General features: G+C 28.0%; 8 protein-coding genes. All 8 read right to left on the reverse strand.

What is annotated here, in order from left to right; translation table 11 throughout:
* Nucleotides 1-62: 62 nt before the first annotated feature.
* Nucleotides 63-5714 (reverse strand): DUF3320 domain-containing protein, encoded by a 5652-nt coding sequence (locus AYC60_RS01600; protein WP_067320484.1) that lies wholly within the window; start codon nucleotides 5712-5714, stop codon nucleotides 63-65.
* A gap of 267 nt (nucleotides 5715-5981) precedes the next feature.
* Nucleotides 5982-6122 (reverse strand): hypothetical protein, encoded by a 141-nt coding sequence (locus AYC60_RS08510; protein ID WP_156447630.1) that lies wholly within the window; start codon nucleotides 6120-6122, stop codon nucleotides 5982-5984.
* Between the two features lie 174 nt (nucleotides 6123-6296).
* The gene (locus AYC60_RS09270; RefSeq protein ID WP_082762534.1) at nucleotides 6297-6701 is read right to left on the reverse strand and encodes an OmpA family protein; all 405 of its coding nucleotides are present in this window, start codon (nucleotides 6699-6701) and stop codon (nucleotides 6297-6299) included.
* The gene (locus tag AYC60_RS01610) at nucleotides 6689-7054 is read right to left on the reverse strand and encodes a YadA C-terminal domain-containing protein (RefSeq protein ID WP_067320490.1); all 366 of its coding nucleotides are present in this window, start codon (nucleotides 7052-7054) and stop codon (nucleotides 6689-6691) included. Before AYC60_RS01610 ends, AYC60_RS09270 begins: the two co-directional genes overlap by 13 nt.
* Before the next feature lie 179 nt (nucleotides 7055-7233).
* The gene (locus AYC60_RS01615) at nucleotides 7234-8682 is read right to left on the reverse strand and encodes a C69 family dipeptidase (protein WP_067320493.1); all 1449 of its coding nucleotides are present in this window, start codon (nucleotides 8680-8682) and stop codon (nucleotides 7234-7236) included.
* A 71-nt stretch (nucleotides 8683-8753) separates the two neighbouring features.
* On the reverse strand, nucleotides 8754-10208 hold the full coding sequence (locus AYC60_RS01620) for a YfcC family protein (protein ID WP_067320496.1): 1455 nt from the start codon (nucleotides 10206-10208) through the stop codon (nucleotides 8754-8756).
* A gap of 22 nt (nucleotides 10209-10230) precedes the next feature.
* Entirely contained in the window at nucleotides 10231-11163 is a 933-nt protein-coding gene (gene arcC, locus AYC60_RS01625; protein WP_067320499.1) for a carbamate kinase, read from the reverse strand.
* A 9-nt stretch (nucleotides 11164-11172) separates the two neighbouring features.
* On the reverse strand, nucleotides 11173-12165 hold the full coding sequence (argF, locus tag AYC60_RS01630; RefSeq protein ID WP_067320634.1) for an ornithine carbamoyltransferase: 993 nt from the start codon (nucleotides 12163-12165) through the stop codon (nucleotides 11173-11175).
* Nucleotides 12166-12167 lie beyond the last annotated feature (2 nt).

The raw sequence follows: 12167 nt of genomic DNA on the forward strand, positions 1-12167 counted from the left end.
ACCTACAAACTTTTTACGTTTCCGTATCCTGTTTATTGGTACATATTCTCATGTTCTTTACCTTAATAATTCATTAAATACTTACCTTCTTCTAACTTTATTTCTCCATTATCAAAACAATAATCTATTACATTTGATATTACTTTATCTATAGATGTTCCTATTCTTGTAAATCCAAACTTTTTAGCAACCTCTCTTATTAAATCTTTCTTCTCTATTGCTATTTGCTCTATTATTACTTCTTTTAGTGCTGGCATAATTTCATATATAGATATATCTTCTATATTTCTCTTATTACCATTTACATCTTCAACTCTATAGTTTTCTAATTCTTTTATTTCACTATTAGTAGACCATATAAAGTCATTCATAGATTCTTTAGTTACTTTAAAGTTAAGTTTTCTTATTTGTAAGTCTATTATTTGTTCAACTTGAGAACCATTTCTTGCTATATGCCAACAAGCTAAAACTTTTTTCACTAAATTCTTTTTACTAATAGGGCTTTCCATTTCCACTATTTTTAATATATTCTCTTTTATAGATATTTGTGATTCTATATTGTAAAATTCTGTATTAGTTCCTAAATGACATACCTCATAAGGAGTATATGCTATTTTTTTGGTAATTATAGTTTCATTACTAACTTCCATTTTTAAGTCTTTTGCTTTTTTAGCATTCAATAAATTATGTTCTTCCTTACCATTTTCAATAATATATTCAACCTTATCTATAATCTCATTTAATATCTTATCTGGGTTTTCAATATAGTCTAGAGACCACACATTATACACTGACCAACCTAGTAATTTTAAGATTGTTGGCTGCAATATGAATCTATCTCTTACAGTTTCAGAATTAACACAAGAATATCCATCAAACAATATACCTAATAGATATTTTTCTTGATTATTAGGATCTATTATACCTAAATCTATCTTATATTCAGAACTTCCAAGATTTATCTTATTCTTATATCCTCTTTCACTTAATTCATTAGATATTTTTTCTATTAATAAATCTTTAGAAATATTACTTGTATATTTAACCGCAAGAATGTTCTTTCCTTTCATTGCAAACTCTAAGAACATTTTAAGACCTTTTACACCCTCTGATTTAGTTCTATTTAAATCAATTTGATCAGGAGTAAGACTTGAGAATATTAACATTTCTGTTCTTGATCTTGAAATAGCTACATTTAATCTTCTCCATCCTCCATCTCTATTTAAAGGCCCAAAATTCATAGATACCTTACCTTCTTTATCTGCACCATAACCTACAGAGAACATTATTACATCTCTTTCATCACCTTGTACGTTTTCAAGGTTTTTAATGAATACTGGCTCAGGTAGATTACTGTATATTTCTTCAAGTTCAGCATCTTTATATAGTCTTTCTGTTAACATATCATCTATTAATTCTTGTTGAACCATATTAAATGTTACAACACCTATACTATATTTTCTTAATTTTTCATCTTTTAATCTTCTAACTATTTCTTCAACTACAGCTCTTGCTTCTTCCTTATTTTGCTTACTCTTACCTTTATCATAAAAACCATCTATTTTAATAAACTTAACATTAGAAACTAAATCATCTGGTGATGGGAAGGTTAATAGTCTATTATCATAATACATTCTATTACTAAAACTAATCAAACTTTCATGTTTAGATCTATAATGCCATTTCAAGTGTTCTTCTGGTAAAGTTATAGATAAACAATCATCAAGTAAGCTTTCTAAATCTTCTATCTCTAAATTATCTTCATCAACCTTATTACTTTTAAAGAAGCTTGTAGGTGGCATTTGTTTTGGATCTCCTACTATGATTACATTTTCTCCTCTAGCCATAGCACCTATAGCTGAATATGTTGGTATTTGTGATGCCTCATCAAATATTACCAAATCAAATTTAGGGAATTTAGGATCTATATATTGAGCTATAGACATAGGACTCATTAACATACATGGACATAATCTTCTAAGTAGATTAGGTATTTGATTAAATAACTGTCTTATACTTATCATTCTTCCATTAGATTTAATTGCCCTTTTTAATATACCCATTTCTGAACTACTTACATTAGATACATCTGAATTAGGTATATTATTTGAAAGTTTTGCTACAACTTCTTGCATAGTTAATTCTTGATATCTAATTATTAACTCATCATACTTTTTAATTATTTCTTCAAATTCAAGTCCCTTAAATTCTTTAAGCATAGTATTTTCATCTATTTCTTTTAAAGTCGATCTATATACTATATTAGTTAGATATGCATCCAAAATCTCATCTATACTTACTTCATTATTTTCATAAGCTTCTTTTATAGATTCTAAATCATATTCTTTTAAATTATTTTTCTTTTGATTATAAAGTATCATATCTTTAAGTTTATCACTATTTCTAAACATATTATTTAATTCTTCAAATACATCATTAAGTTTTCCTGATAAACTTACTTCATATTTTTCTTTTATACTACTACATTTAGATAAGAATTTTTCTAAATTTTCAAAATCAATATAGTTTGCCTTAAGCTTATACATTTCTTTCAATACTTCTTCATTAATATCTCCATAGTAATTTTTAGCTTCTTCTCTTAAAGATATAGTATCTTGCAATGCCTTTTCAAGCACTGTTACATCAGTTTTTTCTTCGTTATATATATTCTCACAATACGATTTAATATTAGTGTTAGTTTCTAAAATTTCTGTTTTAGAATTCATTAATTCTTTTAACTTTTCTAACTTTTCTACCATATTATTCTTATCTATTTTCACTTTGCTATGTATAGATATTTCTTTTATTAATGAATTTTGTTTTAACATCTTTGATAAGAACCAAGATTGTTCTGTCTTCTTCCATTCTAAATATATATTTTTAATATCTACATCTAAAATACTACTTTCAAATTCATTAAATAGAGAATTTTTTATTACATTATATCTTTCTATTTTACTAATTAATTCTTCCATTTGACTCACATTAAAATCAAACTTATTAGATAATATCAAATCATCAAGTATAATACTATTATCAGAAATCTTAGTATATATACTATATATACTCTCAATATCTTTATATGAACTTATACCTATATTATTTGAAGCTGCAATACTTTCAGTCCTATATTCTAATATTTCACTAATATCATTTTCAAAATTAGATTTAGTATCCATATTATATTCAGATAGTCCAACATTTTTTAAACTATGTTCCTTATATACACCTAATTCCTTCATATTAATAACTATGTTGTTAATAATATCTACATTTTTTTCTAACTCTTCCTTAGTGATGTCGTAATTTTCTACTTTCACCTTTTCTTTTAAGTCACTATTTTTTGTAATTTTTTCTATTTTTTCATATATAGATAAACCTGATTTTCTCTTTAGATGTAACTCATCTACAATATATTTAAGTTTATCCTTAGTCCACTTAATTTCATTAGTTACCTTTTCAAATTCTTCAGGTGATTTGTATCTTGAAACCTCCAATACATTTTCTAATTGTTTTAATACTGTAGTCTTATTTGTTTTATTAGAATGTAACTCTAAGCAAAATGGTCCAAGCCCTACCTTATCTAACCTATTTTCAACTACATTTAATGCTGCCATTTTTTCTGCAACAAAAAGTACACTCTTTCCTTCATAAAGAGCTGTAGCTATCATATTAGTAATAGTTTGCGACTTACCAGTTCCTGGTGCACCATGCAGTACAAAACTTTCACCATTTATAGCTCTTTTTATAGCTCTTAATTGTGAAGAATCTGCATTTAAAGGAACAGGCAAATCTTCTATAGTTATTTCATTATTTTTATTTTCAAAGTCTCTATAACCCTTAATTAAACTTGAAACTATCTTGTTTTCCTTTATTTCATCTCCCCTATTTCTAATATCATTCCACATAACAAATTGTCCAAAAGAGAATAATCCTATAAATGATAGATCATCTATTACATTCCATCTCTTCTTGTTCAACACAGCCTGTCTAATAGTATTAAATACTAAAAGCATATCTACACCATGTTCATCTTCTGGAAGAGGATCTAGTCCTCCTATTTTAATGTCATGCATCTGTCTTAAGTATTCAAGTAAGGTAATATTAATTTGAGTTTCTTCCTGCCTACTTCTAATTACATAACCCTTATTCTTATTACTTCTTACTATTTCTATAGGTAGTAATACTAAAGGGGCATATCTTGCTATTTCTGAAACATCATTTTCAAACCAACGAAGAAAACCTAGTGCTAAAAACAATGTATTACTTCCATTTTCTTCTAAACTTAACTTTGATGATCTATATACAGTCTTAATACTATTTTCTAAATCTTCTTCATTTAAGTATGTTCTTAATCTATTGCTCTTAAATTCACTTTCAGATATAGCCTTAATTAAATCTAATCCTGTTTCAATTTCAAAACTTTTAGAATTTCTTAACCCAACATTCCATTCTTTAGGTGCTTCTAATATACTTAAATCTTTACCTTGAACTAACCTATCCTCAACTAAAGATAAATCATGAGACATTATTCTTAAAGCATTTTTAGTAATTCTAAAGTTCAATAAAGAGTTTCTTAAACTAAAATCTAATAACTTTCTTTCCCATAATCTTTGTTTATCTACTTTAACATCTTCTGCTATACCTATATGTTTTTCTATTAGTTCCTTAGGTTTAGATGTTACTTCAGTATTTACTTTTCTTTCAATAACAAACTTTCCATCTATTTTACTTGGTATGGCACGAAACCCTCCACTTTTAGCCCTAACTATATCTATAGCCATAATAAAATTTGATAAATCTATCATATTATCTTTACCATGTTTAACGGCCTTATCAAAGTCTATACCTTTCTCAGCAACGAAATCAGTACATTCAACTAGTAAGATTTCTTCTAAACCCTCTACTATTCTTTTTTCTATAGCAGAAAAATCATCAGTTATTATATCACTAAAACTAGATTCTTCTAACCAACATCCTATGAAAGCATGCCCTTTTATTATTATCAAAATAGGATTTAATCCCACTGCCTCAAGGCAAGAAGAATATAGCATGGAAAGATCTAAACAAGTACCTTGTTTTTGCTCTAAAACAACTTGTGATGTTCTAATTCTTTGTCCTAACACTTCATAATCTTTAGGAGGCAAATTATATATTAAATTATATTCTTGCAATGCTGCATAAATAGCAGCCATTTGTGCTTTAACGGTATTCATATTACCAGTTAAATAGCCAGTAAATGCACTATCAAACCCCCATTTCCTTAAATATTTAGATGCTTTTACAACAATTTCTGAAATTAGTGGATGATTAGGTGTAGAAAATGAAGCTATAGTTTCTGGCATTACATATATACCTAACCAATAATCAGATGGACTTAAATCTATATCAACTACTTCTTCATATATTTTTTCATCTACTTTATATACCTCAAATATCATTTCAGCTCTTACATTTTCTGTGATATTAGACAAATAATCTGAATTAAGTCTAATATTAACATTATCTATTTCTAGACTTTCCTTAGGATCTAACTGACCTATTTTTAATGCAAATACATCCATAAATTCTGTTTTTGAATATAATTTAAAACTTAAATCCTCAAGCTTTTCATCTCCTGTATTTTCTATTTCCAATCTATGAATAATAGGCACATAGTTATGATACAGTAAATAGTTAACATTAGTCATCATTTCTTTATTAATTTTCAACATACATTTCCGCCTTTTACACTTTATATATATTAGTATAACCCCTATATTATTTTTTTTCAATATTCTAATATAGAGAATGTAATATTAAAAAATATATACTAATAAACTGAACACAAATTTATGCATTTTACAAATTTGATTAGATGCAGTTCCTTTTAAATTTTATAATTATGTATATCAAAATAATTCAACAAAATAATTTTTAGTAGCATCTGTTTATTCTTTTTCATTGTCTTTATTTTATGGAAAATCTCTTCCTAATATTTTCTACAACATATTCTTTGCTATATTTTCTATTCTTCGTTTCTTAATTCTAATAACACAATCTATATATTCTTTAACCATTATTCTTCTAATTCTATTTTCATTGAATTTTGAATTAACTCTTGTATTAATTTCTATAACCATTTTATTCCTATAATATGTATAATTTAATTCTTTAACTATTGTTTTAATAGTTTATATAAGTTAAATATCTTTAATACTGTAAGATATTTAGCTAGTACTTATTTTTCTTCAAATAAAAAATGTACCTCCAAACTATTCACTTTTTTGTGCACAGTTTATTGGTACATATTCTCTTTACTTTTCTTTAACTATTAACTCTACCCTAAGATTTTTAAATTGTTCTCCTTTAGACTCTTCAATTAACATATTATATCCATTAGATTTAACAATTATATTTAAAAATCCTTTATTTAATAAATATTCTGAAACAGCTTTAGCTCTCTTATAACTTAATTGTAAATTATATTTATCTGTACCTCTTGTATCAGAATAACCAACAATTATAATTTCACTTTCTTTAGAAATATCCAATAAAATATTATCTAAACTTTTATTTTGCTCTTCAGTTAAAATATATTTATCAATTTCATAACCAAATAAATTATACGTTTTATATATTTCATTTAAAGTATAATTATTAATTATTTGCTTATCTCCATTTTTAATTAATAAGTTAATTTTTTTGTTTAATTCTTCAATTTTTTATCATTGTCTTTTAGCTTTTCTTTTAATTCATTATTTTCCTTTAATAAACCTTCTATTTCTATATTATTTCCTTCTTTTTTATCATGTATAGGTATAAATGAATAATTAAATCCAACACCTATATTCCAATTAAGATTTGTAGAAAGTGCAGCATTCAATTTATATATAAAGTCTTTACTTTTATTCTGTCCTGATATTCCTAATGCTATAGATGCAAATTTTTCACCACTATAACCAATACCTGCTCTTATACTTATTAATTTATTAGATGATACCTGTGGTATACTTGCGATAGCTGTTGAATTATCAATTCTAGATTTGACTTTATCAGAAAAAGGCTTAAACATTGGATCTTTTTCTATGTCATTTTCACTTTCACCTTCAATTCCTTTACCTGGTTCACCTGGTATAATTACTGAATCACTATTAGTAGGAGGATTTAATACTTGAGAAAAGGTTACTACTCCAAAAATAATTAATAAAAGAATTTTAATTTTTTTTATTTCTACTCCCTAAAAATTAATTTCTATTTCTTATATTCAAATTTTGCATCTTTTTTCTTACCTTGAAGAGCCATATCTGTCATATTTCCTTTAAAATATATTAATTGATCAAACATTTTATCTGCATCTTTTTTAACTTGCTCTGCTTTCATTAGTCCAAGTTTATTTGCATATTCAATTCTTGCTTTACCTGTTTTTTTGTTAATCATTTCATCTTCTTCTTTTAATTTAGTGATGAAATCATTTTCTACTTTGTCCCAATATGTTTTTACTCCAAGACCATATCTAATTCTATCTTCCCTTGCAAGTATATGAAGACCTTTCATAGCCCAATACATAGAATCTCTATTGTAACTATCAGCATCTGCTGTATAACTCTTATGAGTCTTAGTAATATATTCATAGTATGGAACAAATACTGAATGCTCAACTGTACCCATAGCAAGCCACATTACTGTAGGTGCATTTTCTCTAATTTGGAATATATGTGCCTCTAAGTTAGTATCTGTACCTATAGCTCTAATTTTACCTTTATTTTCAGGTGTATCTACATCATAATCTGTACCTTCATATCTATATCTTAAGAAATTCATTACATCTTTAACAGATATTTTTTTATCAGGTTTTCTAAATAATTCATATGCCATTTCACCATCATGTGCTACTGGTAATAGAGGACAAAAATGATTTTGGCCCATAGCTATTCTATCATAATTATATTTTCCGTGTTCTTCCCTATAAGTAAGTGCCAAATGAAATTTTCCTTCAACAGTTTTTGCAAGACCATTACTTTCAGGTAATTTTTGTATATCTTTAGATGAAATTACATCCTTACTATTAAAGTCATAACTACCTAAATAAAAAGCATTAGGAACTACAGCATAAACATCAGTAGGTACTTTAACAGCTACATATTGATGGCCAGTATATATTTCCATATACCACATTTCATTTTTGTCAGCAAAAACTATAACATTTCCTTCTCCAGCTCCTGCTTTTTCTACTATTTCAGCAATAATTTCAACAGCATGTCTTGCAGTTTTAGCTTGCATTAATACAAGGGATGCAACATCTGGTTCAGTTAATCCTCCCTCTACATATGGATCTAATTTTAGTATTTCATCATTTGCACTTGCTGATACTGTAGCTGAAATGCTTACACCTAATTCATTAATACCTGCCTCACCAAATACACCATAACTAGGGTCTGCATCTGGGACTAAAGTATGTTTTAGTGCTTTTTGTGGATATGGCCATTTAAATCCTGTATCTGGATTAACAAACATCTCACCTTTTTTATATTTTTTTGCTTCAACAACCATAAATTTTTTAGGATTTACTCCTGACAAATCTTCATTTCTAGCATACATCATAGAACCATCAGCAGTTGCATCTTTACCTGCTAAAAAACCTGTACAAGCTAATGCTTGTATAGAGAATAATAATAACCCTAAACCTAATATTTTTTTCATATTTTTTCCTCCTAATTATTAAGGGCCCATAGGGCCCTTTAATGTATGAATAAGAAACTGAGACTTATTTATTAAATAAACATCATTGCAGCTGTTAAAATAACAACATTAATTATGAATATAATAACTAATAATTTAAATACCCATTTGAAATATGTTCCATATTCTACTTTTGCTGCTGCAAGTCCACCCATTACTACCCCTGAAGTTGGTGTGATTAAGTTTACTAATCCACATGCTCCAGAGAATATCATAATTATTACTTCTACACTGAACCCTAAACTTTGTGTTAATGGTGCAAGTATAGGAACTGATACTGAAGCAAGTCCTGAAGTAGAAGGTATAAAGAATGATAATACCATGTATAGTATATATGATGCAGGTGCAAACACTAATGCAGAAAGTCCTGCAAGTCCTTGAGATGCTAAGTTTAGTATGTATTTATCTAAGTAAGTTACTGACATTAATACTGAAACACCTCTAGATAATGCTATAATTAATACAACTGATAAGATGTCAGCCGCACCAAACATAAATGAATCTACTATTTCTTTTTCACTAAATCCATTTACTACACCTATGATGATACCTATGAAAGTAAACCACATTGAAAGTTCACCAAAATACCAATCACCAAGTGGTGCACCTGTTAAGAATGAAGACCATCCTTCAAATACATGAATATCATATTCTGACCAAACTATTAATGAAAGTATCATAATTACAAATGAAAATGCAAATATCGATAAAGTCATTTTATGTTTAGATGTAAATTCTATATTAGAGAAATCTACATGTCCAAAGTTTTCTTCCATAGCTTTTTGTTCTTGTAACGAAAGTATAATAGAACCTTTGTCAGCTTTAACTTTTTTAGCATAACTCATAACGAACCATATTGCAGGTATTAATGTAGCTACCCAAAGGATAACTCCTAATAATACTACTGTACCATTTGAAGGGTCAGTTCCTGCACTTTTAGCAGCATCTAATGCAACCCCTATTGCAAATGGGTTAACTGTAGATCCTAAAACCCCTGCTCCAGCTCCTAATAATACTGTAGAAGCTGCTACCATAGTATCAAATCCAGCTGCTACCATAGTTGCTGATATTAATCCATAAAATGCTATAGTTTCTTCAGCCATTCCATAAGTTGATCCACCTATAGAGAATAAAGTCATAAGTATAGGAATTAATAGTAATTCTCTACCTCTTAATTTTTTAACTAATGCTCCAACTCCTGCATCTAATGCACCAGTTTTTGCAACTATACCTAAAAATCCTCCAAGTAATAATACGAATACTGCTACATCTATTGCATCTTTAAATCCATTAAATGTTGCCATAAATACATCAGCTATTGATGCACCATTAACTCCTGTTGCAAGCGCTATGTTTTCATCTAACATTTCAGCAGTAACATCAGCAGGTAATTTAGGTAATACTCTTGTAACAAGAGCTATTAATATTAATAGTATGAATATAATGGTAAAAGCCGAAAGCGATTTACGTTCTTTTTTTTCACTCATATCTATTTCCTCTTTTCTTTAGTTATTTTTTAATTAAAGTTCCTGTTTTTCCTTGTAATGCTATAGCAGCATTTTCAAGTGAAGTTATTAATGCGTTTCCATCTGAGTTTTTAACAAAGTCTAAACATGCTTCAACTTTAGGTAACATAGATCCTTTAGCGAAGTGTCCTTCTTCTATGTATCTTAATGCATCTTCTATAGTTAATTCTGCAAGTTCTTCTTGATTTGGTTTGTTAAAATTAATACATACTCTATCAACAGCAGTTAATATAACTAACATATCTGCATTTAAGTCTTGAGCAAGTTTTGCACTTGATTTATCTTTATCTATTACAGCGTCAACACCTTTTAGTCCAGTTTCAGTTTCAATTACTGGAATTCCTCCACCTCCAACAGTGATTACGATGTTTCCTGCTTCAACTAGTTGTTTAACAACATTTAATTCTATTATTTTAACTGGTTTTGGTGATGCAACAACTCTTCTATATCCACGGCCCGCATCTTCAACAAAAGTAAATCCTTTTTCTTTTGCTATTTCTTCAGCAACTTCTTTAGTATAAAACATACCTATAGGTTTAGTTAGATTTTTGAAAGCTTCATCTTCTTTATCAACTAAAACTTGTGTTACTATAGTTGCTACTTCTTTATTTATACCTTGATTCTTCAATTCTTCTCTTATCGCTTGTTGTAAATGATAACCTATATACCCTTGGCTCATAGCTCCACATTCTGCAAATGGCATATATGGTGTTTTAACATCTCCATTTGCTGCATAATCCATTGCTAAGTTTATCATACCAACTTGAGGCCCATTTCCATGACCTATTATTACTTCATAACCCTCTTTAGCCATTGAAACTATTGCTTTTGCTGTTCCTCTTACTAATTCTAATTGTTCTTGTGGATTATTACCTAAAGCATTTCCACCTAATGCAATTACTAATCTTTTACTCATATTGCACCTCTATTTTAATGTAGCAAACATAACTGCTTTAATAGTATGCATTCTGTTTTCTGCTTCATCAAATACTTTAGATTGTCTACTTTCAAATACTTCATCTGTAACTTCCATTTCAGGTAATCCAAATTTTTCATAAATTTCTTTACCTATAGTAGTTTTTAAATCATGGAATGAAGGTAAGCAGTGTAAGAATATAGCTTCATCTTTAGCATATCCCATAGCTGTTTTATTAACTTGATATTTACTTAATAAGTTAATTCTTTCTTCCCATACTGAATCTGGTTCTCCCATTGATACCCAAATATCTGTATAAATTACATCAGCATTAGTACATCCTTCTTCAACTGATTCAGTAAATCTTAAAGTAGCTCCGTTTTGTTTTGCTATTTCTTCACATTTAGCTATTAATTCAGCTTCAGGTTTTAATTCTTTTGGTCCACATGCTGTAAAGTTTAACCCTAACATTGCACAAGCAACCATTAATGAGTTTGCAACATTATTTCTAGCATCTCCCATGAAAGTAAAGTTTAATCCTTTTAAGTAACCAAAATGTTCTTCTATAGTTAACATATCTGCTAACATTTGTGTTGGATGGAACATATCAGTTAAACCATTCCATACAGGTACACCTGCATAGTGAGCTAAATCTTCAACTATTTGTTGAGAAAATCCTCTATACTCAATACCATCATACATTCTTCCTAATACTCTTGCTGTATCAGCTATACTTTCTTTTTTACCCATTTGAGAAGAACCTGGATCAAGGTAAGTAACACCCATTCCTAAATCCATTCCTGCTACTTCAAATGCACATCTAGTTCTTGTAGAAGTTTTTTCAAATAATAATACTATATTTTTCCCTTCTAAATATCTATGTGGTGTATGAGTTAATTTTAATTCTTTGAATTTTTTTGATAAATCAATTAAATATCTAATTTCTTCTGTACTGAAGTCTAATAATTTTAAAAAGTGTTTCCCTTGTAAATTTTTTGGCATTA

The sequence above is a fragment of the Streptobacillus felis genome, assembly GCF_001559775.1.
GTDB classification, from domain to species: Bacteria; Fusobacteriota; Fusobacteriia; order Fusobacteriales; family Leptotrichiaceae; genus Streptobacillus; species Streptobacillus felis.

Bases quoted from the DNA above. Each gene is read 5' to 3' on its own strand.
- AYC60_RS01600 (WP_067320484.1), bottom strand. From the start codon at position 5,714: ATGTTGAAAATTAATAAAGAAATGATGACTAATGTTAACTATTTACTG.
- AYC60_RS08510 (WP_156447630.1), bottom strand. From the start codon at position 6,122: ATGGTTATAGAAATTAATACAAGAGTTAATTCAAAATTCAATGAAAAT.
- AYC60_RS01610 (WP_067320490.1), bottom strand. From the start codon at position 7,054: ATGTTTAAGCCTTTTTCTGATAAAGTCAAATCTAGAATTGATAATTCA.
- AYC60_RS01615 (WP_067320493.1), bottom strand. From the start codon at position 8,682: ATGAAAAAAATATTAGGTTTAGGGTTATTATTATTCTCTATACAAGCA.
- AYC60_RS01620 (WP_067320496.1), bottom strand. From the start codon at position 10,208: ATGAGTGAAAAAAAAGAACGTAAATCGCTTTCGGCTTTTACCATTATA.
- arcC (WP_067320499.1), bottom strand. From the start codon at position 11,163: ATGAGTAAAAGATTAGTAATTGCATTAGGTGGAAATGCTTTAGGTAAT.
- argF (WP_067320634.1), bottom strand. From the start codon at position 12,165: ATGCCAAAAAATTTACAAGGGAAACACTTTTTAAAATTATTAGACTTC.